The sequence below is a fragment of the Streptomyces sp. NPDC041122 genome (assembly GCF_055592445.1).
In genome coordinates this window covers 1,409,308-1,435,981 of sequence record NZ_JBVIYQ010000001.1, presented here as the reverse complement: position 1 = coordinate 1,435,981, position 26,674 = coordinate 1,409,308, and the positions used below count along the sequence as shown (strand labels likewise).

24 protein-coding genes are annotated in these 26,674 nt (G+C 72.6%); 13 read left to right on the top strand and 11 right to left on the bottom strand.

Annotation, left to right across the window (positions count from 1 at the left end; translation table 11 throughout):
- Window positions 1–280: 280 nt before the first annotated feature.
- From ACZ6B8_RS06380 to ACZ6B8_RS06355, 6 genes are all read left to right on the top strand, one after another.
- Complete coding sequence (locus ACZ6B8_RS06380) at window positions 281–1,036, top strand: redox-sensing transcriptional repressor Rex (RefSeq protein WP_471084014.1); 756 nt, start codon at window positions 281–283, stop codon at window positions 1,034–1,036.
- Window positions 1,033–2,736, top strand: a complete 1,704-nt coding sequence (locus tag ACZ6B8_RS06375) for a glutamyl-tRNA reductase (protein ID WP_471606429.1) — start codon at window positions 1,033–1,035, stop codon at window positions 2,734–2,736. The genes ACZ6B8_RS06380 and ACZ6B8_RS06375 overlap by 4 nt, the downstream gene beginning before the upstream one ends.
- Window positions 2,733–3,707 carry a hydroxymethylbilane synthase gene (hemC, locus tag ACZ6B8_RS06370; RefSeq protein ID WP_471084020.1) on the top strand — a complete coding sequence of 325 codons (975 nt, stop codon included), beginning with the start codon at window positions 2,733–2,735 and terminating at the stop codon, window positions 3,705–3,707. Before ACZ6B8_RS06375 ends, hemC begins: the two co-directional genes overlap by 4 nt.
- Complete coding sequence (locus ACZ6B8_RS06365) at window positions 3,704–5,359, top strand: bifunctional uroporphyrinogen-III C-methyltransferase/uroporphyrinogen-III synthase (RefSeq protein ID WP_471084023.1); 1,656 nt, start codon at window positions 3,704–3,706, stop codon at window positions 5,357–5,359. The genes hemC and ACZ6B8_RS06365 overlap by 4 nt, the downstream gene beginning before the upstream one ends.
- A gap of 130 nt (window positions 5,360–5,489) precedes the next feature.
- Window positions 5,490–6,479, top strand: coding sequence for a porphobilinogen synthase (gene hemB / locus ACZ6B8_RS06360; RefSeq protein WP_471606482.1), 990 nt, complete (start codon window positions 5,490–5,492; stop codon window positions 6,477–6,479).
- 284 nt (window positions 6,480–6,763) lie between these two features.
- A complete protein-coding gene (locus tag ACZ6B8_RS06355; RefSeq protein WP_471084026.1) occupies window positions 6,764–7,348 on the top strand; it encodes a DUF4232 domain-containing protein in 585 nt (194 codons plus the stop codon).
- A 196-nt stretch (window positions 7,349–7,544) separates the two neighbouring features.
- Here ACZ6B8_RS06355 and ACZ6B8_RS06350 read toward each other — a convergent pair whose 3' ends face one another.
- Window positions 7,545–8,075 (bottom strand): DUF4232 domain-containing protein, encoded by a 531-nt coding sequence (locus tag ACZ6B8_RS06350; protein ID WP_471606428.1) that lies wholly within the window; start codon window positions 8,073–8,075, stop codon window positions 7,545–7,547.
- Window positions 8,076–8,267: 192 nt separating this feature from the next.
- Between ACZ6B8_RS06350 and ACZ6B8_RS06345 the strand changes: the two genes are divergently transcribed.
- The 3 genes from ACZ6B8_RS06345 (at window position 8,268) to ACZ6B8_RS06335 (ending at window position 12,119) form a co-directional block, all read left to right on the top strand.
- Window positions 8,268–9,746 carry a helix-turn-helix domain-containing protein gene (locus ACZ6B8_RS06345; protein ID WP_471606427.1) on the top strand — a complete coding sequence of 493 codons (1,479 nt, stop codon included), beginning with the start codon at window positions 8,268–8,270 and terminating at the stop codon, window positions 9,744–9,746.
- 86 nt (window positions 9,747–9,832) lie between these two features.
- Window positions 9,833–11,056: an aminotransferase-like domain-containing protein gene (locus tag ACZ6B8_RS06340; RefSeq protein ID WP_471606426.1), complete on the top strand. Its 1,224-nt coding sequence runs from the start codon at window positions 9,833–9,835 to the stop codon at window positions 11,054–11,056.
- 109 nt (window positions 11,057–11,165) lie between these two features.
- Window positions 11,166–12,119 (top strand): hypothetical protein, encoded by a 954-nt coding sequence (locus tag ACZ6B8_RS06335; RefSeq protein ID WP_471606425.1) that lies wholly within the window; start codon window positions 11,166–11,168, stop codon window positions 12,117–12,119.
- Window positions 12,120–12,145: 26 nt separating this feature from the next.
- Here ACZ6B8_RS06335 and argS read toward each other — a convergent pair whose 3' ends face one another.
- Window positions 12,146–13,912: an arginine--tRNA ligase gene (gene argS / locus ACZ6B8_RS06330; RefSeq protein WP_471084041.1), complete on the bottom strand. Its 1,767-nt coding sequence runs from the start codon at window positions 13,910–13,912 to the stop codon at window positions 12,146–12,148.
- Between the two features lie 108 nt (window positions 13,913–14,020).
- On the opposite strand from argS, the gene lysS reads away from it, so the two are divergent.
- Window positions 14,021–15,874: a lysine--tRNA ligase gene (lysS, locus tag ACZ6B8_RS06325; RefSeq protein ID WP_471606424.1), complete on the top strand. Its 1,854-nt coding sequence runs from the start codon at window positions 14,021–14,023 to the stop codon at window positions 15,872–15,874.
- 50 nt (window positions 15,875–15,924) lie between these two features.
- Here the strand turns inward: lysS and ACZ6B8_RS06320 are convergent, their stop codons facing one another.
- From ACZ6B8_RS06320 to ACZ6B8_RS06310, 3 genes are all read right to left on the bottom strand, one after another.
- Complete coding sequence (locus ACZ6B8_RS06320; protein ID WP_471606423.1) at window positions 15,925–17,265, bottom strand: DUF2637 domain-containing protein; 1,341 nt, start codon at window positions 17,263–17,265, stop codon at window positions 15,925–15,927.
- A 184-nt stretch (window positions 17,266–17,449) separates the two neighbouring features.
- Complete coding sequence (locus tag ACZ6B8_RS06315) at window positions 17,450–18,352, bottom strand: DUF3558 domain-containing protein (RefSeq protein ID WP_471606422.1); 903 nt, start codon at window positions 18,350–18,352, stop codon at window positions 17,450–17,452.
- Between the two features lie 144 nt (window positions 18,353–18,496).
- Complete coding sequence (locus ACZ6B8_RS06310) at window positions 18,497–19,411, bottom strand: DUF3558 domain-containing protein (protein ID WP_471606421.1); 915 nt, start codon at window positions 19,409–19,411, stop codon at window positions 18,497–18,499.
- 181 nt (window positions 19,412–19,592) lie between these two features.
- Between ACZ6B8_RS06310 and ACZ6B8_RS06305 the strand changes: the two genes are divergently transcribed.
- On the top strand, window positions 19,593–20,786 hold the full coding sequence (locus ACZ6B8_RS06305; RefSeq protein WP_471606420.1) for an RtcB family protein: 1,194 nt from the start codon (window positions 19,593–19,595) through the stop codon (window positions 20,784–20,786).
- A 34-nt stretch (window positions 20,787–20,820) separates the two neighbouring features.
- Here the strand turns inward: ACZ6B8_RS06305 and ACZ6B8_RS06300 are convergent, their stop codons facing one another.
- From ACZ6B8_RS06300 to ACZ6B8_RS06290, 3 genes are all read right to left on the bottom strand, one after another.
- A complete protein-coding gene (locus ACZ6B8_RS06300) occupies window positions 20,821–21,030 on the bottom strand; it encodes a hypothetical protein (RefSeq protein ID WP_471606481.1) in 210 nt (69 codons plus the stop codon).
- Window positions 21,031–21,032: 2 nt separating this feature from the next.
- Complete coding sequence (locus tag ACZ6B8_RS06295) at window positions 21,033–21,797, bottom strand: SDR family NAD(P)-dependent oxidoreductase (RefSeq protein ID WP_471606419.1); 765 nt, start codon at window positions 21,795–21,797, stop codon at window positions 21,033–21,035.
- A gap of 78 nt (window positions 21,798–21,875) precedes the next feature.
- Window positions 21,876–22,211, bottom strand: a complete 336-nt coding sequence (locus ACZ6B8_RS06290; RefSeq protein WP_362363043.1) for a YnfA family protein — start codon at window positions 22,209–22,211, stop codon at window positions 21,876–21,878.
- A 121-nt stretch (window positions 22,212–22,332) separates the two neighbouring features.
- Here ACZ6B8_RS06290 and ACZ6B8_RS06285 point away from each other — a divergent pair, with 121 nt between their 5' ends.
- On the top strand, window positions 22,333–22,821 hold the full coding sequence (locus tag ACZ6B8_RS06285) for a MarR family winged helix-turn-helix transcriptional regulator (RefSeq protein WP_471084086.1): 489 nt from the start codon (window positions 22,333–22,335) through the stop codon (window positions 22,819–22,821).
- A gap of 30 nt (window positions 22,822–22,851) precedes the next feature.
- Here the strand turns inward: ACZ6B8_RS06285 and ACZ6B8_RS06280 are convergent, their stop codons facing one another.
- The 3 genes from ACZ6B8_RS06280 to ACZ6B8_RS06270 all read right to left on the bottom strand — a co-directional run bounded on the left by ACZ6B8_RS06280 (window position 22,852) and on the right by ACZ6B8_RS06270 (window position 25,926).
- Complete coding sequence (locus ACZ6B8_RS06280; protein WP_471606418.1) at window positions 22,852–24,324, bottom strand: MFS transporter; 1,473 nt, start codon at window positions 24,322–24,324, stop codon at window positions 22,852–22,854.
- A gap of 188 nt (window positions 24,325–24,512) precedes the next feature.
- The gene (locus ACZ6B8_RS06275; RefSeq protein WP_471084092.1) at window positions 24,513–25,019 is read right to left on the bottom strand and encodes a GNAT family N-acetyltransferase; all 507 of its coding nucleotides are present in this window, start codon (window positions 25,017–25,019) and stop codon (window positions 24,513–24,515) included.
- 58 nt (window positions 25,020–25,077) lie between these two features.
- Window positions 25,078–25,926 (bottom strand): DUF6597 domain-containing transcriptional factor, encoded by an 849-nt coding sequence (locus tag ACZ6B8_RS06270; protein ID WP_471606417.1) that lies wholly within the window; start codon window positions 25,924–25,926, stop codon window positions 25,078–25,080.
- A gap of 114 nt (window positions 25,927–26,040) precedes the next feature.
- Here ACZ6B8_RS06270 and ACZ6B8_RS06265 point away from each other — a divergent pair, with 114 nt between their 5' ends.
- Window positions 26,041–26,667, top strand: a complete 627-nt coding sequence (locus ACZ6B8_RS06265) for a TIGR03086 family metal-binding protein (RefSeq protein WP_471606416.1) — start codon at window positions 26,041–26,043, stop codon at window positions 26,665–26,667.
- The last annotated feature ends 7 nt before the right edge of the window (window positions 26,668–26,674 follow it).

Here is a 26,674-nt window from a genome sequence, read left to right as displayed (position 1 = left end):
CCAAAGTGCCCGCGAAGTCGATTACGCTTTGGGGCGGTTTTGGTCTCGGGGGCGATGATCGTGAGGAGTGTGTACGGTTTTGCCCCCCACAAAAAGGCAACGAACCCTCCCGCGCGCCGGTTCCGTGAACGTGCGCCGGGGGCGCGTGACCCCGGTCACGTTGGCCGGGCAAATCGGACACCATCTTTGTGCACGCGTTCACAAAGACATAGCCTGCATTCGACGGGGCGGTCTGGGGACGAGTGACCGCCTGCAGCCCCGCTCTACCCGCAGGAGCACCGTGGCAACTGGCCGAACTCACCGACCGGCGACCCGCAGCCGAGGAATTCCCGAGGCCACCGTCGCCAGGCTTCCGCTGTACCTCCGAGCCCTCACCGCTCTGTCGGAGCGCTCGGTGCCCACGGTCTCCTCCGAGGAGCTCGCGGCCGCCGCGGGGGTCAACTCCGCGAAGCTGCGCAAGGACTTCTCCTACCTCGGCTCCTACGGGACCCGCGGTGTCGGCTACGACGTCGAGTACCTCGTCTACCAGATCTCCCGCGAGCTCGGGCTCACCCAGGACTGGCCGGTCGTCATCGTCGGCATCGGCAACCTCGGCGCCGCGCTCGCCAATTACGGCGGCTTCGCCTCCCGCGGCTTCCGGGTCGCCGCGCTGATCGACGCCGACCCGGCGATGGCGGGCACGCCCGTCGCGGGCATGCCGGTGCAGCACACCGACGACCTCGAGAAGATCATCGAGGACAACGGCGTCTCGATCGGCGTCATCTCGACCCCGGCCGGCGCCGCCCAGCAGGTCTGCGAGCGGCTCGTCGCCGCCGGTGTGACCTCCATCCTGAACTTCGCGCCGACCGTCCTGTCCGTGCCGGACGGTGTCGACGTACGCAAGGTCGATCTCTCCATCGAGCTGCAGATCCTCGCCTTCCACGAGCAGCGCAAGGCCGGTGAGGACGCGTCCCCCGAGGGGCCCGTCCCGCCCGTGTCCGCCAAGCAGCAGCGGAAGGGACCCGACGGGGACGTCCCCGCCGTGATGCCGGCATGAGTCTCCTCGTCGTGGGGCTGAGTCACCGCAGCGCCCCGGTGAGCGTCCTGGAGCGGGCCGCGCTGTCCGCCGACGCGCAGGCCAAGCTGCTGCAGGACACCCTCGCCGCCGAGCCCGCCGCCGAGGCGGCCGTGCTCGCCACCTGCAACCGCATCGAGCTCTACGCCGACGTGGACAAGTTCCACGCGGGCGTCGCCGAGCTGTCCACGCTGCTCGCGCAGCACAGCGGCGTCGGCCTGGAGGAACTCACCCCTTATCTGTACGTCCACTACGAGGACCGCGCCGTCCACCACCTCTTCTCGGTGGCGTGCGGCCTTGACTCGATGGTGGTCGGCGAGGGGCAGATCCTCGGGCAGATCAAGGACGCCCTGGCGCGCTCGCAGGAGCTGCACACCGCGGGAAAGCTCCTCAACGACCTCTTCCAGCAGGCCCTGCGGGTCGGCAAGCGGGCGCACTCCGAGACCGGCATCGACCGGGCCGGGCAGTCGCTCGTGACCTTCGGCCTCGAACAGCTCGCCGCGCGCGAGCCGGTCGACGCCTGGGCCGCGGGCAGGCGTGCCGTGGTCATCGGCGCGGGCTCCATGTCCTCGCTGGCCGCGGCGACGCTCGCGCGCGCCGGCGTGGCCGAGATCGTGATCGCCAACCGCACGCAGGAGCGCGCGGAGCGACTCGCGGAGATCCTGGGCGAGACCGGCGTACGCGCCCGTGCCGTCCCCATGGACGACGTGGCGGACGAACTGACACGTGCCGACGTGGCCGTCTCCTGCACCGGCGCGACCGGCCTCGTGCTGACCGCGGACTCCGTCGCCGACGCCGTCGCGGGCCGGGTGCCCGCCGACGACCAGCTCGGCGAGGTGCCCGCGCAGGCCAGGAGCGGCTCGGCCGGCCAGAGCGCGCGGACCGCCACCGTCGCCGACGAGGGCTGCCCGGTCGACCTGTCCGCGCCGCGCGGCTTCTCCGTCGCCGGCGAGGAGGCCGTCGCCGGGATGGACGCGACGGCCCTGGAGCAGCACGCGGCCTGGGTGGACAACGCCCCGGCCGAGCGGCGCGAGGAGCAGGCCGCGGACCCGCGGGCCGAGGCCGAGGCGATCGCCGCGCTGGCGGCCGCCGCGCGCGTCACCGGCCGGCTCCCGGAGCGGCGCGTGCCCGCCCCGTCGCCGTCGGCGGGAGCGGCCCGCCCGGCCGTGCTCGCCCTGCTCGACCTGGCCATGCCCCGCGACATCGACGCCGCCGCGCACCGCATCCCCGGGGTGCGGCTGGTGGACATCGAGTCGCTGGCGGAGGCCTCCGCGGACGCGCCGATGGCGGGCGACGTGGAGCAGGTGCGCTCCATCGTCTCCGACGAGGTCGCCGCCTTCGGCGCCGCGCAGCGCGCCGCGCACATCACGCCGACCGTGGTCGCCCTGCGCACCATGGCCGCCGACGTGGTGGCCGGTGAGATGGCGCGCCTGGAGGGGCGGCTGCCCGGCCTGGCGGACAAGCAGCGCGCGGAGATCACACAGACCGTGCGCCGTGTCGTGGACAAGCTGCTGCACGCGCCGACGGTGCGGGTCAAGCAGCTGGCGAGCGAGCCCGGCGGCGCCGGGTACGCGGACGCACTGCGCACGCTCTTCGACCTCGACCCGCAGACGGTCGCGGCGGTCAGCAGGGCTGACCACTTGAACAACGAGAACGACGACCCGAATCGAGGCCGGGCATGACCGAGAAGGCCCTCAGGCTCGGGACCAGGCGCAGCAGGCTGGCCATGGCCCAGTCCGGGCAAGTGGCCGAGGCAGTCAGGGAGTTGACGGGGCGTCCCGTCGACCTCGTGGAGATCACCACGTACGGCGACACCTCGCGCGAGCACCTCGCGCAGATCGGTGGCACCGGCGTCTTCGTCGCCGCGCTGCGCGAGGCCCTGGTCCGCGACGAGGTGGACTTCGCGGTCCACTCGCTCAAGGACCTGCCCACCGCGCAGCCCGCCGAGCTCACCCTCGCCGCCGTGCCGCTGCGCGAGGACCCGCGGGACGCGCTGGTCGCCCGCGACGGGCTGACCTTCGCGGAGCTCGCAGCGGGCTCCCCGACGGGGGTTCCCCGCATCGGCACCGGCTCGCCGCGCCGCATGGCGCAGCTGAACGCCTACGCGCGCAGCCACGGCATGACCGTCGAGATCGTGCCGATCCGCGGGAACGTCGACACCCGCATCGGGTACGTGCACAAGGGGGAGCTCGACGCCGTCGTGCTCGCCGCCGCCGGACTCAACCGCGTCGGCAGGGCCGACGAGGTGACCGACTTCCTGTCGGTCGACACCGTTCTGCCCGCCCCCGGCCAGGGGGCACTGGCGATCGAGTGTGCCGCGCACAACGCGTCACTCGCCGCCGCGCTCGCCGAGCTCGACGACCCGTACACCCGGGCCGCCGTGACCGCCGAGCGGTCCCTGCTCGCCGCCCTGGAAGCCGGTTGCAGCGCGCCCGTGGGCGCGCTGGCCGACTTGCTGGCCGACGGGCAGATTGTCAAGGAAATGCGCCTGCGCGGCGTCGTCGGCACGACCGACGGCTCGACGCTGGTGCAGCTGTCCACCACCGGTCCCGTGCCCGAGACGGAGACCCAGGCCATGGCGCTGGGCCGCGAACTCGCTGCCGAGATGCTCGCCAAGGGCGCGGCCGGTCTGATGGGGGAGCGAGCACTTTGAGCCCCACCTCGAACCTTCCCGGCCTTCCCGCACACGGGCACGTCACCTTTCTCGGTGCCGGTCCCGGAGATCCGGGACTGCTGACCCTGCGCGCCGTCGAGGCGCTGGCCCGAGCGGATGTGCTGATCGCCGAGCCGGATGTGCTCGACGTCGTCCGCGTGCATGCCAGGGGAGGTGTGGACACACCCCAGCCGACAGCTGACGACACGTCAATGACCGCCGACGCGACGCCGTTCCGAGCTGCCGCCAATCTTGTCATGGAGGCCGCGCGGGGCGGCAGGCGGGTCGTGCGTGCGGTGAGCGGCGACCCGGGCCTCGACACGTACGCGGCCGAGGAGATGCTCGCCTGCGCCGCCCAGGGCATCCCCTTCGAGGTCGTGCCCGGCATCGCGGCCGCCGTCGGTGTGCCCGCGTACGCGGGTGTGCCGCTGCGGGACGCGCAGGGCACGGACGTCCGCTTCGTCGACGCCCGGACCGCCCCGGACCGCTGCTGGAGCGAGGTCGGCGCCTCCGACGGGACCGTCGTGGTCTCCGCGGCGCTGGACTCCGTGGCGGCGGCCGCCGGCGAGCTGGTGGCCGCGGGCCGCAAGCCGGACACCCCGATGACCGTGACGGTCGCCGGTACGACGACGCGCCAGCGCACCTGGACGGCGACGCTCGGCACCATCGCGCAGGTCCTCAAGCAGGCCAAGGTGCTGCCGTCGCCGGACGGCGGGCAGCCCGTCATAGCCGTGGTCGGCGAGCGTTCCTCCGCCGCCCAGCGCGACCAGTTGTCGTGGTTCGAGTCGAAGCCGCTCTTCGGGTGGCGGGTGCTCGTGCCGCGCACCAAGGAGCAGGCGGCCTCGCTTTCCGACCAGCTGCGGTCCTACGGCGCGGTGCCGCACGAGGTGCCGACGATCGCGGTCGAGCCGCCGCGCACGCCCCAGCAGATGGAGCGCGCGGTCAAGGGCCTGGTGACGGGCCGCTACGAGTGGATCGCGTTCACCTCCGTCAACGCCGTCAAGGCGGTGCGGGAGAAGTTCGAGGAGTACGGGCTCGACGCGCGGGCCTTCGCCGGGATCAAGGTCGCGGCCGTCGGCGAGCAGACCGCCGCCGCGCTGATCGCCTTCGGCGTGAAGCCGGACCTGGTGCCGAGCGGCGAGCAGTCGGCCGCCGGGCTCCTGGAGGACTGGCCGCCGTACGACCCGGTCTTCGACCCGATCGACCGGGTGTTCCTGCCGCGGGCCGACATCGCCACGGAGACGCTGGTCGCCGGGCTCATCGATCTCGGGTGGGAGGTCGACGACGTCACGGCCTACCGGACCGTGCGCGCCTCGCCGCCGCCGGCGGAGACGCGTGAGGCGATCAAGGGCGGTGGCTTCGACGCGGTCCTGTTCACGTCGTCGTCCACGGTGCGCAACCTCGTCGGCATCGCGGGCAAGCCGCACAACGTGACGGTCATCGCCTGCATCGGTCCGGCCACCGCGAAGACCGCGGAGGAGCACGGGCTGCGGGTGGACGTGATGGCGCCCGAGCCGTCGGTCCACAAGCTGGCCGAGGCACTGGCGCAGTTCGGTACGGCCCGTCGTGCGGCGGCGCTGGAGGCGGGCGACCCCGTCACCCGGCCCAGTGAGCGCCGGCCGGGGTCCCGTAGGCGGCGTACGGCGCCCTGACGCGCAGGCGTACCGTAAAAATCACCGGCTTCGCCGAGTTCGTCCTCAAGCGCCGGACGGGCTGAATTTCCCTGGTCCCGGCTGAGAACCTTCGGTCGGGACCAGAACCTTTCGTGAGGTGAGAGAGACAGTGACCAAGTACGGATCGTTTCCCGGCGCCCGGCCCCGGCGGCTTCGGACCACGCCCGCCATGCGGCGCATGGTGGCCGAGACGCGGCTGCACCCCGCCGACCTGATCCTGCCCGCGTTCGTGCGCGAGGGGATCGGCGCCCCGGTGGAGATCGGCGCCATGCCCGGTGTCCTCCAGCACACCCGCGACAGCCTGAAGAAGGCGGCCGTCGAGGCGATGGAGGCCGGGGTCGCCGGGATCATGCTGTTCGGTGTGCCGGAGGAGTCCAAGAAGGACGCCGTGGGCACGGCGGGCACCGACCCGGACGGCATCCTTCAGGTGGCGCTGCGCGACGTGCGGGCCGAGGTCGGCGACGACCTCATCGTCATGTCGGACCTGTGTCTGGACGAGACCACCGACCACGGGCACTGCGGCGTCCTGGACTCCGAGGGCCGGGTCGACAACGACGCGACCCTGGAGCGGTACGCGGAGATGGCGCAGGTGCAGGCCGACGCGGGCGCCCACGTGGTGGGCCCGAGCGGCATGATGGACGGTCAGATCGGCGTCATCCGGGACGCGTTGGACCAGGTCGGACACGAGGACGTGTCGATCCTCGCGTACACCGTGAAGTACTCCTCGGCCTTCTTCGGGCCGTTCCGCGAGGCCGTCGGCTCGTCCCTCAAGGGCGACCGCAAGACCTACCAGCAGGACCCGGCGAACACCCGGGAGTCCCTGCGGGAGCTGGCGCTCGACCTCGAAGAGGGCGCCGACATGGTGATGGTGAAGCCGGCGGGCCCCTACCTCGACATCCTCGCGCGGGTCTCCGACGCGGTGGACGTGCCGGTGGCCGCGTACCAGATCAGCGGCGAGTACGCGATGATCGAGGCCGCCGCCCAGCGGGGCTGGATCGACCGGGACCAGGCGATCATGGAGTCCCTGACGGGCATCAAGCGCGCGGGCGCCAACATGATCCTGACGTACTGGGCGACCGAGGTCGCGCGACAGCTCTGACCCCGGGCTCCGGACCCGTCCCGCGCGGTCCGGGGCCTCCCGCTGCCGGGAGACGGCGGGGAAGGTGGCGCTGGTGCCCTGGCCGGGCCGCGTTCCGGGGGCGGGGGCGTTCCAGGGGAGCGTTCCAGGGTGCGGGATTTCCCGTGGTCACGTGGGTGGAATCGTTCCAGCGTGTCAGATGGTCCGGGGTTCCTTGTGCCGGTCGGGGCGGCGCTGTTTCGCTCGGGGTGTGCCGCAGCGGCACGCCCTTCGCACCGCGACCTTCCCGACCACGGGGGCTCCCCATGAAGTTCACGCGCACCACGGCCCGTTCGCTCCTCGCCGGGGTCTGTGGGGTCGCCGCGCTCACCCTCGCCGCCGCGTGCAACAGCGACGACGGCATGGGCGTGCGGGACTCGACGACCTCGGCGGCGGCCTTGCCGCCGGGGGGCGGGGAGATCGACCGGTGCCGCACCGACGAGCTGGAGATCACCGCGTCCGACACCACCGTCGACGGTGACCCCGAGGGCATGGTCACGGTGCGGCTGCGGAACGGGGGCGGACGGATCTGCGCGATCTCCGGGTACGCGGGAGTCGTCCTGAAGACCGGCGCGGGAGCCCTCACCGCCGGGCGGAGCGGGGGCCCGATGCCGAAGGGGCCCCAGGGGGCCTGGGGCGTCCTCGAGGACGGGGAGGTGGCCGAGGTGCCCGTCACGTATCCGCTGCGGGGGGCCGGTGGCGGGTCCGGGGTCCGTGTGCTGCGGCTCGTCGTGACCCCGCCGGGGGAGAGCAGGTCCGTCAGCCTCGACTGGCCGGGCGCCCGGAGCCTTCCCGCCGCGGGCGGGCCGGGCCGCGGCGTGCAGGTGCACCCCGTCGAGAAGGTCGTCTGACCTCGGCTGCCTCTCTTGCTCCTCTTCTTCCTCCCGCTTGCCCTCGTCGCCCCGGCCTCGCGCGCTTTCCGCGCGAGGCCGGGGCTTTCGCGGCGTCGGTACGGTGTCCGGGCCGCGCTCTCCGGTACGGGGGCGGCCGGAGAACGCGATCCGGGCAACGTCGCGACGCGTCAGCGGGAGGCGGGCGACGCGCCCCTCACCACAGCAGCGCGGACGACGCCGACGTCTGCCAGTACGTGACGAACGCCGAGCTGTCCACGTACACGCCCTCCCGCGGCAGTTCGGCCGCCGCCGGGCCGCCCGCGTTGCCGTCCATGGCACGGTTGGAGAAGTAGACGCCCAGGTCGTGGGCCGTGTAGCCCTCCGAGCCCTCCGGCGACGACGTGCCGATGCCCGCGTACGCCGACTGGCCCGGCTTCAGCGTCACGACCGCCTGCGGCTGGCTGTCCTCGACCCACGGAGTTGCGGCCTGCCCGTTGTCGAAGCGGAGGTAGGGCGCCCCGTACGCGTAACACGTCTTCGTCCCCGTGTTCTTGGCCTTCAGGAGCAGGTGGTTGATGGGCCGGCTGACCTCCTGGACGGTGACCTCGGTGTTCGCGGAGGTGCAGGTGACGGGCGCCGCCTGGACGGAGGGGGCCGCGGCGGACGCGGCACCCCCGAGCGCCGTGAGCGAGACGGTGGCGGCGATCGAGGCGGCAGCGGCGGCGGCCTTGAGGGTGAGTCGCATGGCTGGTCTCTTTCGGTGTGATGTGGCAGACGCGAGCCGCGCCGAGGGGCTCCCGGATGCGGCGTGCTTGTATGGCCACAGCTTGTGCGGGGTTTCGTCCCGGCAGCCAGCGTGGGACGGCAGTTGGGGACGTTGGGACACCGTTACGGCCCTGATCTGCGAGAACTCCGTTCCTTGGAACGGGTGGATGGGATGGGAGAGAGCGTGGGGGCGGGCGATCTCGCGGAGCTGCTGCGGGAGCTGAAGGAGCGGTCGGGGCTCAGTTACGGGGCGCTGGCCAAGCGGTTGCATGTGTCGACGTCGACGCTGCACCGGTACGTCAACGGGTCCGCCGTGCCCACGGAGTTCGCTCCGCTGGAGCGGCTCGCCCGGGCGTGCGGGGCGACGCGGGAGGAGATGGTCGAGGTCCACCGGCGGTGGATCCTGGCCGATGCGACGAGGGGGGACCGCAGGGAGGGGGACTCGGCGGGCAACGAACCGGCCCCGAAGGACCCGGCCCCCGAGGACTCGGCCCGCAAGGACTCGGCCCGCAAGGACCCGGCATCCGGCACCCCTGCCCCCACCACCTCCGACACCCCCACCACCTCTGACACCCCCACAACCTCCAGCACCCCCCACCCCATGAACGACCCCGGCGACGGCACCCCCGGCATCGTGATCAGCCGCCCCTCCGGCCCCGCCGTGGCCCGGCGCCTGAGGGAACGGCTGCCGCGGGCACGCGTGCTTGTCGCCGCCGGTGTCGTCGCCGCCCTCGGCGCCACCGCCGTCGCCGTCCAGGCCGCCTCCGGCGGAGGTGAGCGCGACCGGGTCTCCACCAGCTCACCGACCGCGCAGGGCAGCGAGCCGGACCGCGTTCCGGACGTCAGGTCGGCGTCGCCGTCCGGCAAGGCGGACGGCAAGGGCGAGAAGGACGGGAAGGCCGAGGAGGACAAGGACTCCGGCACGGTGAAGGGCAAGGGCGGCGAGAAGGGCGTCGGAGAGCGCGGGCGCACGCCCGTCACCGGCGAGAGCGGCAGCGGCGGCGTCGCCCTCAGCGGCGTCCCGGTCACCGTCTCCACCCAGGCCCAGTACTGGGCCCAGCCCTGCGGCCACCCCTACCTCGTCGACAAGGCCCCCGGCGACCTCTCGCCGCCCCCCAACGAGCAGGACGCGGCCGGCTGGGTCTCCGCGAACGGCGCGGTCTCCGCCCGGGACCAGTCCGTGAAGCTGACCGTCCAGGGCACCGGCAAGGACACCGTCGTCCTGGAGGCCCTGCACGTCCGCGTCGCCGGCACCGACGCGCCGCTCGACTGGAACAACTTCAAGATGGGCTACCTCGGCGTCGGCTGCGGCAGCGGAATCCCCAAGCACACCTTCGCCGTCAACCTGGACGCGTCGGTGCCCCGGCCCAGCCCCGAGGACCCCAAGGACACGTTCCCGTACAAGGTGAGCGCGAGCGACCCCGAGGCGTTCTACGTCAACGCGACCGCCAACACCCGCTACGTCCGCTGGTACTTGGAGCTGGAGTGGTCGAGCGGTGACCGGCACGGCACGGTGCGCATCGACGACTCGGGCAAGCCGTTCGCCACCAGCGGCGACAAGAGCCGGCCCGTGTACGCGTTCTCGCTCAACAGCAAGAAGTGGGTGCCGACGCACCGCGACGACGACGACGTTCCGGACCCGCCCGCGTAACGGCGGGGTGTCCGTCCGCATCCCGGAATGGTGCGTGTACGGGACACGCGGCTCCTTACCCTGCCCGAAACGCAAAGGAGCCGCAGATGACCGCCACCGATCTCCCCGCCCCAGCCCCCGTCGCCCCCGCCCCGCTCCCCGCGCTCGCGGCCCGGGCCGCCGCTGTCGGGGGCTCGCCCGTACGGGACATCCTCGCGGTCACCGCGCGCCCCGAGGTCATCAACTTCGCGGGAGGGCTGCCCGCCCCCGGCCTCTTCGACGCCGAGGGCATCGCGGCCGCCTTCCGCGCCGTGCTGGAGGAGACACCCGAACGGGCCCTGCAGTACGCCACGACCGAGGGCGAGCCCGCGCTGCGCGCCGCGATAGCCGCGCGCGCCGCCGACCGCGGCCTGCCCACCGACGCCGACGACATCCTCGTCACCACCGGCTCGCAGCAGGCGCTCTCGCTGCTCGCGACCGCGCTGCTCGAACCCGGCGACACGGTCCTCGTCGAGAACCCCTGTTATCTGGCGGCACTTCAGGCCTTCTCCTTCGCGGGCGCGCGCGTGGTGCCCGTGCCCTGCGACGCCTTCGGAATCGACCCGGCCGCCCTCGACGAACTCGTCGCCCTGCACCGCCCCAAGTTCCTCTACACCGTCCCCACCTTCCAGAACCCGACCGGTCGCACCCTGCCCGCCGCCCGGCGCGCGGCCGTCGCCGAGGTCGCCGCGCGGCGCGGGGTCTGGATCGTCGAGGACGACCCGTACGGGGAGCTGCGCTTCGAGGGCGAGCGCGCGCCGTGGATCGCCGCGTTCCCCGGGGCGGCGGACCGCACGGTCCTGCTCGGCAGCTTCTCCAAGGTCATGGCGCCCGGGCTGCGCCTCGGCTGGCTGCGCGCGCCCGGTGCGCTGCTGCGCGCCTGCGCCGTCGCCAAGCAGGCCGCCGATCTGCACACGCCGACCGTCAACCAGCTCGCCGCCGCGCGCTACCTCGCCGACCAGGACCTGGACGCGCACATCGCCCGGGTCGCGGGCGTCTACCGCGAGCGCCGCGACGCGCTGCTCGCGGGGCTCGGCGCGGCGCTGCCGGCGGGGTCCACGTGGATCCGTCCCGAGGGCGGCATGTTCGTGTGGGCCAGGCTGCCCGACGGGTACGACACGGCGGAGCTGCTGCGGACGGTCATCACGCACGACGTGGCGTACGTGCCCGGTGCGCCGTTCTTCGCGGGTGAGCCGGACCGGGCCACCCTGCGCCTGTGCTTCGTGACGCAGTCACCGGCGGAGATCGCGGAGGGACTGCGCCGCCTCGGCCGGGGGCTCGGTGAAGAGTGAGTGAACTCCTTTGATGGCAGGGGTAGTTGGCACTCGCCGCGTCTAGGGTGACCACTGTTGAGCGTTCATCCGCCTGGGGAGGGCGGGTGCTTCACGGAGGGGATCCGCCATGGCCAGTTCACCCCTGCCCGCCCGGAGAATCCGGCGGGCCCGGCGCACCCTGGTGGGCCTCGCGGTGGCGGGCGGCCTGATCGCTGTCGCCGCCCCCGCGCAGGCCGCCGCCGGTGACCCGGTCGCCACCAGCTCGTACGCGTTCACGAGCGCCGCGGGCGACTACATCGGCCAGGGCCGGGCCGCCTCGTACCAGGAGCCGGACACCCCGGTGCGGATCGGCGGCACCGCGGAGTCGCTGACAGTGCGACTGCCCGACGCGGACTGGAGCATCGACATCGCGGCGCCCAAGGGCGAGAAGCTGCACCCCGGCGTCTACCGCGGCGCCGAGCGCGCGGCCTTCCGCACCGGACGCTCGCCCGGCCTGGACGTCGGCGGGCAGGGGCGCGGCTGCAACGAGGTGTACGGACAGTTCTCCGTCCACCAGATCGAGACGGACGCGGACGGCAACGTCACCGTCCTGGATGCCTCGTTCACGCAGAACTGCGAGCGCGCGACGGCGCCCGCGCTCAAGGGCACCGTCAAATACCGCGCCTACCCGCTCTCGTACCGCTTCCAGAGCGACCCCGGCGACTACATCGGTGGCGGCCGCACCGTCGCCTACACCGGCGCCACCAGCACCTTCACGGCGACCGGCTCCGCGTCCCGGGTGCACTACACGGTCTCCGGCAAGCGCGACGACTGGTCCGCCGACATCGGCGCGCCCAAGGGCCAGGCCCTGGAGGCCGGCAGGACCTACCGGGCCAACCGCTTCGGCGACGACGGCCTCGCGGAGCTCGACGTCACCGGTGACGGGCGCGGCTGCAACGCCACGTCGGGAGAGTTCACGGTCACCAGGATCGCCCTGGACGACGCAGGCGAACTGAAGGCGTTCGCCGCGACGTTCCAGCAGGTCTGCGACGGTGGTGCCGGCAGCCCCGCGCTGCACGGCACCATCCACTACTACGCCTGACCCGCCCCGTCGGGACCGCCCGGGCGTCAGAGGCGCTCGGGCGTCCGGATGCCGAGCAGGGCCATGCCCTTGTGCAGGGTCCGCGCCGTGATGTCGCACAGGAACAGGCGGTTCTCCACCACGTCCTGCGCGGGGCGCGGCTTGATCACCGGGCACTGGTCGTAGAACGTCGTGAACAGCGACGCGAGCTGGTACAGGTACGCGGCCAGCTTGTGCGGGGCGTATTCGGCCGACGCCTCCCGGACGAGATCGCCGAACGCGTCGAGGTGCAGGCCGAGCGCCCGCTCGGCCGGAGCGAGCGCCAGCTCCGGGTGCGCGGCGGCGGTGTCGCCCTCGGACTTGCGCAGGATCGACTTGATGCGCGCGTACGCGTACTGGAGGTAGACGGACGTGTCGCCGTTCAGGGACACCATCTGGTCGAGGTCGAACTTGTAGTCGCGGTTCGCCGACGTCGACAGGTCCGCGTACTTCACGGCGCCGATGCCCACGTACCGGCCGTTCTCGACGATCTCCTCCTCGGTGAGGCCGATCTTCTCGGCCTTCTCCCGCACCACGGCCGTTGCCCGCTCGACGGCCTCGTCGAGGAGGTCCTCCAGGCGCACCGTCTCGCCCTCACGCGTCTTGAACGGCTTGCCGTCCGCGCCGAGCACCGTGCCGTAACCCATGTTGTGGGCGGTGACCTCGTCGTTCAGCCAGCCCATCCGGCGGGCCGCCTCGAAGACCATCTTGAAGTGCAGCGACTGGCGCACGTCCACCACGTACAGCAGCGTCGACGCGTTCAGGTCCAGGACGCGGTTGCGGATCGCCGAGAGGTCCGACGCCGCGTACCCGAAGCCGCCGTCGGCCTTCTGCACGATCAGCGGGACCGGCTGGTCGTCCTTGCCGCGGATCTCGTCGAAGAAGACGACGAGCGCGCCATCGGAGCGGACGGCCACGCCGGACTCCTCCAGGAGGCGGGCGGTCTCCGGCATCAGGTCGTTGTACGCGGACTCGCCGACGATCTCGTCGTCGCGGACCTCCATGTCCAGCTTCTCGAAGACCGAGTAGAAGTAGACCTTCGACTCGTCGACGAAGCGCTGCCACAGGTCGAGGGTCTCCTGGTCGCCGGACTGCAGGGCGACGACCCGCTTGCGGGCCCGCTCCTTGAACTCCTCGTCCGTGTCGAAGACCGCGCGCGACGCCTTGTAGATCCGGTTCAGGTTCGACATGGCCTGCTCGCCGTCGACCTCGTCGGCCGGGGCCAGCTTGCCGGGGTTCTCGATCAGGTACTGGATGAGCATGCCGAACTGGGTGCCCCAGTCGCCGATGTGGTGGCGGCCGATCGTCTTCTCGCCGGTGAAGTCCAGCATGTGGCGCAGGGCGTCGCCGATGACGGCGGAGCGCAGGTGGCCGACGTGCATCTCCTTCGCCACGTTCGGCTGGGCGTAGTCGATCACCGTCGTGCCCGCGGCCGGGTTCAGCGGCACGCCGAGCCGGTCGCCGTCGGCGGCGCGGGCGGCGAGCGTCTCGGTGATCGCCCGGTCGGTGACCGTGACGTTCAGGAACCCGGGGCCCGACACCTCGACGTCGGCGAGCAGCTCGCCGTGGGTGATCCGCTCGACGACCTGCGCGGCCAGCTCGCGGGGGTTGGCCTTGGCCTTCTTCGCGAGCGCCAGGATGCCGTTGGCCTGGAAGTCGGCCCGGTCGCTACGTCGCAGCAGCGGGTCCGCGGAGCCGGCCTCCGGCAGGGCAGCCGAGAGGGCGTCCGCGAGGCGCTGGTGGACGGAGGCGGTGAGGGACGTGACCGAGGCCATGAAGTGGGTGCCGTTCTGCTCGGGTGCCTGGGTGTGCTTGAGCTATCAGGAACCGAGTATCCCACGCGGTGAAAAGCGGTTTTCGCGGTTACGGGACGACCTGGGAGAATGGCTCGGTCAAGCGGTACTCACGTAGAGAAGAAAGGCGTGCCGATCGTGGCTCAGAGCACCGATACCACCGACTGGGTCTCCCGCTACGCGGATGAGGTCATCGCCGAGTCGGAGCGTCGTGCCGCGGGCGCGAAACAGGACGGCACGGGCGGTACGGACGGCACGCGCGGCACCGCCGCGCCGGTGATCGTCGTCGCCTCCGGACTCTCCCCCTCCGGCCCGATCCACCTGGGCAACCTCCGCGAGGTCATGACCCCGCACCTGGTCGCCGACGAGATCCGCCGCCGTGGGTACGAGGTGCGGCACCTGATCTCCTGGGACGACTACGACCGGTACCGCAAGGTCCCGGCGGGCGTCCCCGGCGTCGACGCGTCCTGGGCCGAGCACATCGGCAAGCCGCTGACGTCCGTGCCCGCGCCGGCCGGCTCCGCGTACCCGAACTGGGCCGAGCACTTCAAGGCCGCGATGGCCGAGGCGCTCACCGAACTCGGCGTCGAGTACGACGGCATCAGCCAGACCGAGCAGTACACCGCGGGCACCTACCGCGAGCAGATCCTGCACGCGATGAAGCACCGCGGCGACATCGACGCGATCCTCGACCAGTACCGCACGAAGAAGGACCCCGCCAAGGGCGCCAAGGGCAAGCAGCAGCAGAAGCCCGTCGACGAGGCGGAGCTGGAGGCGGCCGAGGGCTCGGGCGCGGCCTCCGAGGACGACGGCAGCGGCGGCTCGGGCGGGTACTACCCGTACAAGCCGTACTGCGGGCGGTGCGAGAAGGACCTCACCACCGTCGTCTCGTACGACGACGAGACCACCGAGCTCGTCTACACCTGCACGGCCGAGGGCTGCGGCTTCGGCGAGACGGTCCGGCTGAGCGAGTTCAACCGCGGCAAGCTGGTCTGGAAGGTCGACTGGCCGATGCGCTGGGCGTACGAGGGCGTGGTCTTCGAGCCGTCCGGCGTCGACCACTCCTCGCCGGGCTCCTCCTTCGTCGTGGGCGGCCAGATCGTGCGCCAGATCTTCGGCGGCGTGCAGCCGATCGGCCCCATGTACGCCTTCGTGGGCATCTCCGGCATGGCGAAGATGTCGTCCTCCAAGGGCGGCGTGCCCACCCCGGGCGACGCCCTGAAGATCATGGAGGCGCCGCTGCTGCGCTGGCTGTACGCGCGCCGCAAGCCCAACCAGTCCTTCAAGATCGCCTTCGACCAGGAGATCCAGCGGCTCTACGACGAGTGGGACAAGCTGGAGGCGAAGGTCGCCGACGGTTCGGCGCTGCCCGCGGACGCCGCCGCGCACTCGCGGGCGGTCCGCACGGCCGCCGGTGAGCTGCCGCGCACCCCGCGTCCGCTGCCGTACCGGACGCTGGCCTCCGTCGCCGACATCACCGCGGGCGCCGAGGACCAGACCCTGCGGATCCTGCGCGACCTCGACCCGTCCGACCCGATCACGTCCCTGGACGAGACGCGCCCGCGCCTGGACCGCGCCGAGAACTGGATCACCACCCAGGTCCCGGCCGAGGCCCGCACCATCGTCCGCTCCGAGCCGGACGAGGAGCTCCTGTCCTCGCTCGACGAGGCCGGCCGCGAGTCGCTCCGCCTCCTCCTGGAGGGCCTGGACTCGCACTGGTCCCTGGACGGCCTCACCCACCTCGTCTACGGCGTGCCGAAGGTCCAGGCGGGCTTCTCGGCGGACGCCACGGCGAAGGAGCTGCCGGCCGAGATCAAGGTCGCCCAGCGTTCGTTCTTCGCCCTCCTGTACCGCCTCCTGGTCACCCGGGAGACCGGCCCGCGCCTGCCCACGCTGCTGCTCGCCGTGGGCGCGGACCGGGTGCGCAAGCTGCTCGGCTCGTAGTCCGGCCGGGGTCGCGGGCCACCCGGCCCGCGACCCGCACGGCTGCCGGGCTACGCGATGTGGTCCTCCACGAACTCGTTCTCCAGGCGGGCCGTGAAGCGGTCCATGTAGTTGTTCAGTTCGCGGGACTGCAGACGCAGGCCGAAGGCCGCATGCGCGTTCGCCGCGAACGCGCCCGGCGTCGGCATGCCCTCGCCCTCTATCGACTGCCGGAACACCTGGTACAGGTCCTCGTCGGTCGGGGCGGGCACGGGGATCTGCTCCTGCTCCGGGGCGCCCTCGCCGAGGGGGCGCGTGCCGCCCGCGCCGTTCGGCACGGGGAAGTCCGGTCCGGCCTCCGGCTGCTCGTACGACGGCTCGTGCGGCTGGTCGTGCGGCTGCTCGTGGCCCTGCTGCGGCTGGTCGTACGCCTGCTCGTGGCCCTGCTGGCGTTCCTGTTCCGCGTACCACTCGTCGTACGGGGCCACCGGCTCGTACGAGGCGCTGTGCGCCGCGAACCACGGGCTCGCGTGGCTGGCGACCGGGAGCGTCTCCTGCGCGGGCTCCGGCTCCGGCTCAGGCTCCGGCTCGGCGGACGGCTCCGGTTCCGGGGCCGGCTCGGGGGCGGGCTCGGGGGCCGGGGCGTCGGCGCTGGACGCCGCCGTCAGCTGCTGGCGCTCCTCCGCGCTCCGCTGCGCCGGCACCTGCGCCGGGGCGGGCGGCAGCAGGACCGGCTCGATGCCCGCCGCGGCGAGCCCGGCCGGCGCGGTCTCCGCGAGCGGCACGCCGAAGCGCGCCAGGCGCAGCGGCATCAGCGACTCCACCGGCGCCTTCCGGCGCCACGCGCGGCCGAACCGGGCCTGCAGGCGCGCCTGGTAGACGAGGCGCTCCTGTTCGAGCTGGATGACCTGCTCGTAACTGCGCAGCTCCCACAGCTTCATGCGGCGCCACAGCTTGAACGTCGGTACGGGGGACAGCAGCCAGCGGGTGAGGCGCACGCCCTCCATGTGCTTGTCGGCGGTGATGTCGGCGATCCGGCCCACCGCGTGCCGGGCCGCCTCCACCGCGACCACGAAGAGCACCGGGATCACCGCGTGCATCGCGACGCCGAGCGGGTCGCCCCAGCTGGACGCCGCGTTGAACGCGATCGTCGCCGCCGTGAGCAGCCACGCCGTCTGGCGCAGCAGCGGGAAGGGGATGCGGAGCCAGGTCAGCAGGAGGTCGAGGGCGAGCAGCACACAGATGCCCGCGTCGACGCCGACGGGGAAGACCGCGGAGAAGCTCCCGAAGCCCTTCTCCTCGGCCAGTTCGCGCACGGCCGCGTACGACCCCGCGAAGCCGATCCCGGCGATGACGACCGCTCCGGCGACGACCACTCCGATGAGTATCCGGTGCGTGCGTGTCAGCTGCATCGCGGCCACCCGCGAACCCCTCCCTGTTCAAGGCCTGTGTCGGCTTGTTGCGAGCGACAGCCTGGCACACGCGTGCGGACGGCCGTGCCCCGGTACGCAGGGAGCCCGGCCCACCGGGGGCCGGGCTCCGTCAACATGCCTGTTCGGGGCGGCAGTTGGCCGCCGACGCGGGTGCGACGCCGCGTCAGGACTTGTCGCTGTCCTTGTCCTTGGACTTGGAGTCCGACGTGGAGTCGCCCTTCTTCGGCTCGTCCTTCTTCGGCTCGTCCTTCTTGGCGTCGTCCTTCTTCGCGTCGTCGCCCTTCGGCTTCTCGCTCGCGCCCGAGGACGCCTTGCCGCCGCCCCCGTTGGCCGACGCGACCGCGCCGACGGTCTCCTTCGCCGCCTTCTCCGCGTCCTTCGACAGCTTCCCGGCGTCCGGGGACTTGTCGCCCGCGAGGCCCGCGCCGTTGAAGTCGACGGTGACGACCACGTTCTCCACGCGCGCCACGACCGTCTGCTGCTTGAAGGTGTCCTTGTCCTTCTTCAGGTCGTACCGCACGAGCGTCGCCTGCTCGCCGATGCCCTGCACGTCCTCCGTCTTGACGCCCTTGGCGTCCTTGGTCGCCTTGGCGTCCTCGACCTGCTTGGCGAAGTTGTTCTGGGCGCGCTCGGCGCCGCTGCCGAGCGAGGCGTCCGACTCGAAGCGCAGCTGCGAGACGCGCAGCCAGCGGAACTGGGAACCGTCGACGCCGTTGTTGTCGAGGCTGTCCCAGGAGCAGCTGCCGCGCAGCGCGGTGTCGCTGGACGTGCCCGCCTTGCCCGACTTGTCCTTCGCCTTGGGCACCAGGTCCCCGAGCGTCTTCTTCGACAGGACGTCGCAGGGCTCGGGAAGCTTCGCGTACGCGGCCTTCTCGACGCTCGCGGCCTTGTCGTCGCCCTTGGCCGGGGCCGAGGACTTCGCGCCCGAGTCCTTCTTCGCGCCGTCGGAGTCCGAGCCGGAGTCGGAGTCCGAGGAGCAGCCGGCGACGAGGATCACCGGTACGGCGGCCGCGCAGACGAGGAGGCGGCTGCGGAGCTGTCGCTTTCGCTGTGCAGGTCGGTGCATGGTTCCTTCACTCTGTTCGTCTCGTGACGTCCAGTTCGTCTCGTGACGTCGTCGGGTCCGAGGGGCCACGGTACGCGCATGGGACGACGGGCGGCTCCGCTTCGGCGGAGGCGGTCGCCCCTCCGTACCCCTGCGGGCCGGCCGCTACTCGTCGAACTCGCCGGCCAGCGAGTCCGCCAGATCCTGCGCCTTTTCCTGCATTTCCCTGCTGTCGGGGACGTCCGTGCGCCGGCCGGGCTGCTCGTCGTACTCGACGGTCACGATGACGTTCGACGTGCGGAACACCACAGTCACGGTGCGGTGACGCGAGGCGGAGGCGGCGGTGGTGAGGGCGTCGTCGAGGAAGGCCTCGTCGCCGAGGTCGGTGAGGGGGCGCGGTTCGAGGCCGGGGGGCGGGGTGGTGGGTTCGGCGGGGGCGCCGTCCGCGCCCGGCTTCGCGTCGTCGCCGTCCTCGGCGCCGCTCTTCGTGCCCTTTTTCCTGCCGTTGTCGTCGTCGGCCCGGCCCTTCTTGCCGCCCTGGGCCTTGTCGCCGCCGCTGCCGTCGCCCGCGTCGTCGCTCGCGTCCCCGCCCCCGTCCCCGCTCGGGGAGGAGGTTCCGGCGGGCGCCCGGAGGCCGGCGTCGCTCAGTTCGCCGGCGTAGACCTCCGCGGCACGGGCGTCGTCGCTGACCGTCCCGTCGTACGAGACCACGCGTTCGAAATCGACGAGGAGGTGGTGGGTGGCGTCGGACGACTCGATCTTCCAGTTGCACCCCACGCGCCGGTCGGTGTCGTACGTCGCCACGGGCGTGCCCTCGTACGCCTTCTCCCGCTGCTCGGGGTCCTCGATCTCCGTGATGCCGGGGAGCATCGCGTCGAGGGTGTCGTGGTCCACCTCGCCGCAGGGCTCGGGGAGCGTACGGTACTTGCCCGGCTGCGCCGGGGCGGTGGAGCTGCCGCCGCCGCCCGGCTTGGAGTCGTCGCTCTCGTCGCCGAGGCCGGACCCGCCGCTGCAGCCGGTCAGGATCACCGCGAGGAGTGCGGCGACACCGGGTACACAGGCCTTGGCCTTTCGCTGCACCGTGATGGCTCCTCTCGCCGGGCTCTGCCTGGATATTGGGTTGCCGCTGGTGGGCGGCCGGTGGAGACAATGTGTACCGCACGCACTGCCGTGGATGCCGGTCCGTCACCCTATTCGTTGACCTTGGCTCCGGTATTTGCGCTTCCAGGCTTGTAGTCGGTTACGGGGGATTGAGGGCTGAATGTCGTACGTGGAGGTTCCCGGGGCGAGGGTGCCGATCCGGATGTGGACGGACCCCGCGTCGGTCGAGGAGGGGGCGCTGCGCCAGCTGCAGAACGTGGCGACGCTGCCCTGGATCAAGGGCCTGGCCGTCATGCCGGACGTCCACTACGGCAAGGGCGCGACGGTCGGTTCGGTGATCGCCATGCGGGGCGCGGTGTGCCCGGCGGCGGTGGGCGTCGACATCGGCTGCGGCATGTCGGCGGTCAGGACGTCGCTGACCGCGAACGACCTTCCGGGTGACCTCGCGCGGCTGCGGTCGCGGATCGAGGCGGCGATTCCGGTGGGGCGCGCCCTGCACGAGGACCCCGTTGGGCCGGGGCGCTTCCATGGCATGGCGACGGCGGGATGGGACGACTTCTGGGGGCGGTTCGAGGGGGTCGCGGCGGCGGTCAGGTTCCGGGAGGGGCGGGCGGCGAAGCAGATGGGGACGCTGGGGGGCGGCAACCATTTCGTGGAGATATGTGTAGATATGTCCGATTCGGTGTGGCTCATGCTGCACTCCGGATCCCGGAACATCGGCAAGGAACTGGCCGAGCACCACATCGGTATCGCTCAGTCGCTTCCGCACAACCAGGGCCTGGTCGACCGGGACTTGGCGGTCTTCGTCGCGGACACCCCGCAGATGGCGGCGTACCGGAATGACTTGTTCTGGGCTCAGGAGTACGCGAAGAACAACCGCGCGATCATGATGGGGCTCCTCAAGGACGTCATCCGCAAGGAGTTCAAGAAGGCCAGGCCGACGTTCGAGCGGGAGATCTCCTGCCACCACAACTACGTCAGCGAGGAGCGATACGACGGGATGGACCTGCTGGTCACCCGCAAGGGCGCGATCCGCGCCGGCAGCGGTGAGTTCGGCATCATCCCCGGCTCCATGGGTGCCGGTTCGTACATCGTGAAGGGCCTCGGCAACGAAAAGGCCTTCAACTCCGCCTCGCACGGCGCCGGCCGCCGCATGAGCCGCAGCGCGGCCAAGCGCCGCTTCTCGGCGAAGGACCTGGCGGACCAGACGCGGGGCGTCGAGTGCCGCAAGGACGCCGGCGTCGTGGACGAGATCCCGGCGGCCTACAAGCCGATCGACCAGGTGATGGAGCACCAGCGCGACCTCGTGGAGGTCGTGGCGAAGTTGAAGCAGGTCGTCTGCGTGAAGGGCTGAGCGTCTCCCCGGCCAAGTGGCCCCCCGCGGACGCCTACTTCGCGTGTCTCACCGCGTAGATCATCACGAACGCGACGAGGTGGATGCCGAAGAGGAAGTACGCCAGGTACCACCACACCATGCGTTCGTTCTTCTTCTCCTCGGCCAGGCGGCGCGTCTCGTGTTCGTGGGTGAGGCGTTCCAGGGGGTCGGGGGAGTCGGCGGAGTACGCGGGGCGGCCGGGGTCGTCGCCCGGGAGCGTCATCGTCACGACTCCCGGTGGACCTTGGTGTTGGAGGCCTGGGCGCGCGGGCGGACCACCAGGAGGTCGATGTTGACGTGCGGCGGGCGGGTGACCGCCCAGGTGATGGTGTCCGCCACGTCGTCGGCGGTGAGCGGTTCGGCGACGCCCGCGTAGACCTTCGCCGCCTTCTCCGTGTCGCCGCCGAACCGGGTCAGGGCGAACTCGTCGGTCTTGACCATGCCGGGCGCGACCTCGATGACGCGGACCGGGGTGCCGACGATCTCCAGGCGGAGGGTCTCGGCGAGGGCGTGCTCGGCGGTCTTGGCGGCCACGTAACCGCCGCCGCCCTCGTACGTGCCGTGGCCCGCCGTGGAGGAGAGGACCACGACCGTGCCGTCGCCGCTCGCGGTGAGCGCGGGCAGCAGGGCCTGCGTGACGTTCAGGGTGCCGATGACGTTCGTCTCGTACATCCGGCGCCAGTCGGCCGGGTCGCCGGTGGCGATCGGGTCCGCGCCGAGCGCGCCGCCCGCGTTGTTCACCAGGACGGCGATCTTCTTGAAGGCCGTGGCGAAGGTGTCCACCGCGGCGCGGTCGGTGACGTCCAGCGCGTACGCGACCGCGTCGTGCCCGGCCTCCGTCAGCTCGGCGGCGAGCGCCTCGATGCGGTCCTTGCGGCGCGCGGTGAGGACGACGCGGTAACCGGCGGCGGCGAGGCCGCGGGCGGTCGCGGCGCCGATGCCGCTGCTGGCGCCGGTGACGATCGCGATGCGGGTGGCGGCGGCGGTCATGGGCGCTCCTCGGCAGGGTTCGGCGGCGGGCCCGCGGCGGGTCTCCGCCGGGCCGTCCGACCAGGATATGCGTGCCGTTCAGTCGCCCCGCGGGGCGTACATGATCACGGCCATGCCGGCGAGGCAGACCAGCGCGCCGGCCACATCCCACCGGTCGGGCCGGTAGCCGTCGGCGACCATGCCCCAGGCGAGGGAGCCGGCGACGAAGACGCCGCCGTACGCGGCGAGGATGCGGCCGAACTCCGCGTCCGGCTGCAGCGTGGCCACGAACCCGTAGACACCGAGCGCGATGACCCCCGCGCCGATCCAGGCCCACCCCCGGTGCTCGCGCACGCCCTGCCAGACGAGCCAGGCGCCGCCGATCTCGAAGAGCGCGGCGAGGACGAAGAGGGCGGCGGACCGTGCGACGAGCATGGTCGACAGGGTGGCATGTCCCGCGCGGCGCGTGGTCCAGCCGGGGCCCGCCGGGGCGTCCCCTGCGTCGTACGATTGCTGCTCGGCGCAGATATCGGTCTCCTGGAGGGGCGTTCCCGTCATGGCGAAGGACGAGAAGGGCCGCCGCGGGCTGCTGATGAGCGAGCTGTCGGTCGAGTCGCGCCGGTACATGGCCTCGTACGCCCTCTTCAACCAGGCCGTCGCCGACCATCTGAAGCTGCACCCCACCGACGTCCAGTGTCTGAACCTGCTCAGCCTGGAGAGCGGCCCGGTCACCACCGGCCGCGTCGCGGAGCTGACCGGGCTGACCACGGGGTCGGCGACGCGGCTCGTGGACCGCCTGGAGAGGGCGGGCTACGTCGTACGCGAGCGGGACGCCGGCGACCGGCGGCGGGTGCTCGTGGCGACGGTGCCGGAGAAGATCGCCGAGTTCGGGCGGATGTGGGGCAGGCTGAGCGGGGGCTGGTTCGAGCTCTTCGAGGGGCTCGACGACGACGAACTCGCGCTGTTCATCGGCCACATGAAGCGCACGGTGGAGTTCAGCGGCGCGCAGGTGGAGCGGATCCGGGGCGGCGAGCTGGACGGCTGACCGCCGGGCCGGGGCAGCCGGCCGGGCGCGTCAGTGGTGCGGGTCCTCCTGGGCCCTGCGCGGCAGCAGCCGTACGAGGGGGAGGCACACCAGCGTGCCGCCCGCGACCACGGTGAGGCTGACCGTCATGGCGTGCGCCGCGCCGCCGTCCGCCGTCGCGAAGAAGACGGTGGTGACCGTGGCCGCGCCGACCGCGTTGGCGAGCTGCTGCACCGCGCTCAGCGACCCGCTCGCGCTGCCCGCCTCCTCGGGGGCGATGTCGCCGATGGTGACGTCGTAGACGGTGCCGAAGCAGGTGCCCATGCCGACGCCGACGACGAGCAGCGGCGGGACCAGCGCCCAACCGCCGGTGTCCGTACCGCGGACGGCGGTCAGGGCGAGCAGCCAGCCGGTCCCGGCGAGCGTGATCAGCAGGCCCGCGAGGACGAGGGTGCGGCCGAGCGCGCCGATGAGCCGGTAGCAGGCGATCGAGGCGACGACGATGCCGGCGGAGAGCGGGAGCAGACCGAGCGCGGTGCCGGCGGGCGAGCGGCCGAGGCCCTGTTGCAGGAAGAGCGAGATGACGTAGAGCAGTCCGGAGACGGCGGCGAAGAAGACGACGCCGAGGGTCAGACCCGAGGTGAATCCGCGGTTGCGCAGCAGCGAGGGCTGGATCAGCGGGCTGTCGGCGGTGGTCTGGCGCCGGCAGAAGAGGGCGAGGGCGACGAGTCCGCCGCCGAGGAGGAGCAGCGGGGCGGCGCAGGACCAGCCGTTGGTGGAGCCCTCGATGAGGCCGGAGAGCAGGCCGAGCATGGTGGCGCCGAGGAGCGCGGAGCCGGGGCCGTCGACGGAGGTGCCGGGGTCGCCGCCGTCCTTCGGCAGGAGGCGGGCGGCGGCGAGCAGCGCGCCGCCGCCGAGGACGAGGTTGATCAGGAACATGGGGCGCCAGCCGAGACCGCCGAGGTCGGCGTCGACGAGGAACCCGGCGAGCTGGGGCCCGCCGACGGCGGAGAGCCCCATGACGGGACCGAAGAGGCTGTACGCCTTGCCGATGTGTTCGCGGGGCCAGGTGGCGCCGAGGATGCCGAAGCCCTGCGGGATGACGAGCGCGCCGAACGCGCCTTGGGCGAGGCGGGCGACGACGAGCGCCCCGGGGCCGGGGGCGAGGCCGCAGCCGAGCGAGGCGAGCGTGAAGCCGCCGAGGCCGAGCAGGAACAGGCGGCGCCGCCCGTACTTGTCGCCGAGCCGGCCGCCGACGACGAGGAGGACGCCGAGGGCGAGCGCGTAGGAGGCGCCGAGCCACTGCACGAGGGCGGGGCCGCCGCCGAGGTCCTCGGCGATGGAGGGGGCGGCGACGGTGGTGATGGTGGCGTCGACGAGATCGAGCACGTCGGCGGCGAGCACGACGCCCAGAATCGCCCAGCGGGCCCGGGGGCCGGGGAAGCCTCGGAGCGGGGCGCCGGGGGCGGCCTCGGGGGCTGGGGACGGAGGTGGGGGCGGGGAGTGGGTGGTGTCGGCGGGCATGGGGGTGTCCTTCGGCGTGGAGGCGATGCGGGTACGTTCCGTGATACCGCTGCGTTACGCATCATCTGCGTGACGCAGGTAAATGTGAGGGAGGGGCCGGGGAACTGTCAAGACGGTTTCCGCCGGCCTGCCGGTGCCGGCGCGCCTGGGCCGCACCCCGGCCCGGCCCAAGGCCGGGGCCCGCGCGCTCACTTCAGGGCGAGGCGCCAGTCGTTGCAGGGGTGCCAGTTGCCCTTCGGGTACTCGACCGTCGCCTCGCCCCGCAGCGTGAAGCCCGCCTTGCGGCACACCGCGTTCGACGCGCCGTGGTCCGTCGCGGGGAACGCGTGCAGGAAGGCGTGGCGGCCCGCCGCCCGCGCCTCCTCGGCGACCAGGCGGGCCGCGCCCGCCGCGACGCCCATGCCCTGGAACTCGGGGAGCACGCCCCACCCCGTCTCCCAGACCGTCTCGCCCTGCCAGGTCGTCTCCCAGAACCCGATCGAGCCGGCCGTCTCCCCGTCCAGCGTGATGCGGAACATCCGGCCCTTGTCGTCGAGTTCCAGATAACGGCGGTGGCGGTCGGCCACCTTCTCCTGGGTCTCGGGGCCACCGAGGTGCGCCGTCATCTCCGGTGTGTTCAGCCGGAGGAGCAGCGCGAGGCCGCCCTCGTCCGACCAGGGTTCGAGCCGCAACTTTGGTGCCTGTGATCGCTCCATGACGTCACCGTAGGCGCAGGGTCCGACAACGGCCCCTCGCCGAGCCCCCGTTCGGGCCTCAGTGCGTCCCGTACGCCGTCGGCGGCACACCCACCGTCGTCGTGAAGTCCCGTACGAGATGGGCCTGGTCGGCGTAGCCGAGGGTGGCGGCCAGGTCCGCCCAGTCGACGTCCTGGGCCGACTCGGCCCGCTCCAGGGCCTCGTGGATGCGGTACCGCAGGATGATCCACTTCGGTCCGACCCCCACGTACGCGGAGAAGAGCCGTTGCAGCGCCCGTACCGACAGACCGGCCGCACGCGCGAAGGCGTCCACGCGCCGGATCGTGCGGTCCGCGCGGATGCGCTCGACGAGCTCCGCGGCGAGCTCGGCGTGCGGGTCCGGCTCCGGTGCGAGGCCCAGCAGGAACGCGTCGAGCGCCGCCACGCGCGCGTGCTCGTCGTCGGGGGAGAGGACCGTCGCCGCCTCGGCCGCCGCGTCGTCCGGGGAGTACGGGAAGACCTCGTGCAGCGGGAGTCTGCGGCCCGTCAGGTCCGCCACCGCGTGCCCCGGCGCGAACGGGCGGAAGGCGCCGGGCCGGAACTGCACCCCGCACACCCGCCCGCGCCCCTCCAGCTTGGTGCTGAAGAGGCCGAGCCCGATGCCGGCGACCTCTCCGAAGCGCTGGTCCCGGCCGCCGGGGACGAGGGGGCCGTACGACTGGAAGACGACGTTCACCGAGGGGTGCGGCACCACGTGGGAGGCGTACGGCTCGGGCAGGTCCCAGTCGATCAGCCAGTAGTGCTCCAGGTACGGGCGCAGCGCCTCGGCGGGCGTGCGGCGGCGGAAGCGCACCCTGGCGAAGAGCCCGGCCGCGTCCACGATGCCCCGGGTGTCGCGTCGGGGGGAGTCCGCGGCTGCGTCCGGCATGGGGGGATCGTAGAGCCCGGTGCGCCCGCCGGCAGCTCGGCGCGGGCTGCCGCCCGCCGCCGCGTGTCGCGTTTCTTCAAGCCGTTGGCCGCCCCGCCTCCGTACGGTCGAGTCATGGACTCTTCACGCACCCCCGAACCGGCGGGCACCCCGGGCACCCCGGGCCCCCGCATCAGCGAACTGCTCGCCCTGGCCGTCGACCGGGCCGTCCCCGTCGTCCGGGCGCTGCCCGACGACCGCCTCGGCGACCCCACGCCCTGCGCCGACTACGACGTGCGCGCGCTGGTCAACCACCTCTTCCAGGTGATCGTCCAGTTCCAGGAGCTGGCGGCCAAACGGAACTCGGACTTCTCGGCCACCCCGGACCACGTGGGGGAGAGCGCCGACTGGCGGGAGGACCTCGTCACGGAGGCGGGCAGCCTCGTCCGCGCCTGGAGCGAGCCCGGCGCCGACGAGGGGACGACCGGGGCGATGGACATGCCGGCCGGGACCGTCGGCCTCATGGCGCTGCTCGACCTGACCGTGCACGCCTGGGACCTGGCGCGGGCCACCGGCCAGGAGTACCGGCAGGACGCCACCGACGCCGTGGTGGTCGCGCGGCTGCGGACGGCCGTCCATGGACTGGCGCCCACCGCCCGCAAGATGGGCGTCTTCGGCGAGCCGGTGACCGCGCCGGACGGGGCGTCCGACTTCGAGCTGCTGCTCGCGGAGACGGGCCGCGACCCGCGCTGGGGGCGCTAGAGGGGCT

What these genes read in the sequence shown, in the direction of transcription:
- ACZ6B8_RS06375 (WP_471606429.1), top strand. Translation starts at nt 1,033, where the DNA reads ATGAGTCTCCTCGTCGTGGGGCTGAGTCACCGCAGCGCCCCGGTGAGC.
- hemC (WP_471084020.1), top strand. Translation starts at nt 2,733, where the DNA reads ATGACCGAGAAGGCCCTCAGGCTCGGGACCAGGCGCAGCAGGCTGGCC.
- ACZ6B8_RS06355 (WP_471084026.1), top strand. Translation starts at nt 6,764, where the DNA reads ATGAAGTTCACGCGCACCACGGCCCGTTCGCTCCTCGCCGGGGTCTGT.
- ACZ6B8_RS06350 (WP_471606428.1), bottom strand. Translation starts at nt 8,075, where the DNA reads ATGCGACTCACCCTCAAGGCCGCCGCCGCTGCCGCCTCGATCGCCGCC.
- ACZ6B8_RS06345 (WP_471606427.1), top strand. Translation starts at nt 8,268, where the DNA reads ATGGGAGAGAGCGTGGGGGCGGGCGATCTCGCGGAGCTGCTGCGGGAG.
- ACZ6B8_RS06340 (WP_471606426.1), top strand. Translation starts at nt 9,833, where the DNA reads ATGACCGCCACCGATCTCCCCGCCCCAGCCCCCGTCGCCCCCGCCCCG.
- ACZ6B8_RS06335 (WP_471606425.1), top strand. Translation starts at nt 11,166, where the DNA reads ATGGCCAGTTCACCCCTGCCCGCCCGGAGAATCCGGCGGGCCCGGCGC.
- argS (WP_471084041.1), bottom strand. Translation starts at nt 13,912, where the DNA reads ATGGCCTCGGTCACGTCCCTCACCGCCTCCGTCCACCAGCGCCTCGCG.
- lysS (WP_471606424.1), top strand. Translation starts at nt 14,021, where the DNA reads ATGGCTCGGTCAAGCGGTACTCACGTAGAGAAGAAAGGCGTGCCGATC.
- ACZ6B8_RS06320 (WP_471606423.1), bottom strand. Translation starts at nt 17,265, where the DNA reads ATGCAGCTGACACGCACGCACCGGATACTCATCGGAGTGGTCGTCGCC.
- ACZ6B8_RS06315 (WP_471606422.1), bottom strand. Translation starts at nt 18,352, where the DNA reads ATGCACCGACCTGCACAGCGAAAGCGACAGCTCCGCAGCCGCCTCCTC.
- ACZ6B8_RS06305 (WP_471606420.1), top strand. Translation starts at nt 19,593, where the DNA reads ATGTCGTACGTGGAGGTTCCCGGGGCGAGGGTGCCGATCCGGATGTGG.
- ACZ6B8_RS06300 (WP_471606481.1), bottom strand. Translation starts at nt 21,030, where the DNA reads ATGACGCTCCCGGGCGACGACCCCGGCCGCCCCGCGTACTCCGCCGAC.
- ACZ6B8_RS06295 (WP_471606419.1), bottom strand. Translation starts at nt 21,797, where the DNA reads ATGACCGCCGCCGCCACCCGCATCGCGATCGTCACCGGCGCCAGCAGC.
- ACZ6B8_RS06290 (WP_362363043.1), bottom strand. Translation starts at nt 22,211, where the DNA reads ATGCTCGTCGCACGGTCCGCCGCCCTCTTCGTCCTCGCCGCGCTCTTC.
- ACZ6B8_RS06285 (WP_471084086.1), top strand. Translation starts at nt 22,333, where the DNA reads ATGGCGAAGGACGAGAAGGGCCGCCGCGGGCTGCTGATGAGCGAGCTG.
- ACZ6B8_RS06280 (WP_471606418.1), bottom strand. Translation starts at nt 24,324, where the DNA reads ATGCCCGCCGACACCACCCACTCCCCGCCCCCACCTCCGTCCCCAGCC.
- ACZ6B8_RS06275 (WP_471084092.1), bottom strand. Translation starts at nt 25,019, where the DNA reads ATGGAGCGATCACAGGCACCAAAGTTGCGGCTCGAACCCTGGTCGGAC.
- ACZ6B8_RS06270 (WP_471606417.1), bottom strand. Translation starts at nt 25,926, where the DNA reads ATGCCGGACGCAGCCGCGGACTCCCCCCGACGCGACACCCGGGGCATC.
- ACZ6B8_RS06265 (WP_471606416.1), top strand. Translation starts at nt 26,041, where the DNA reads ATGGACTCTTCACGCACCCCCGAACCGGCGGGCACCCCGGGCACCCCG.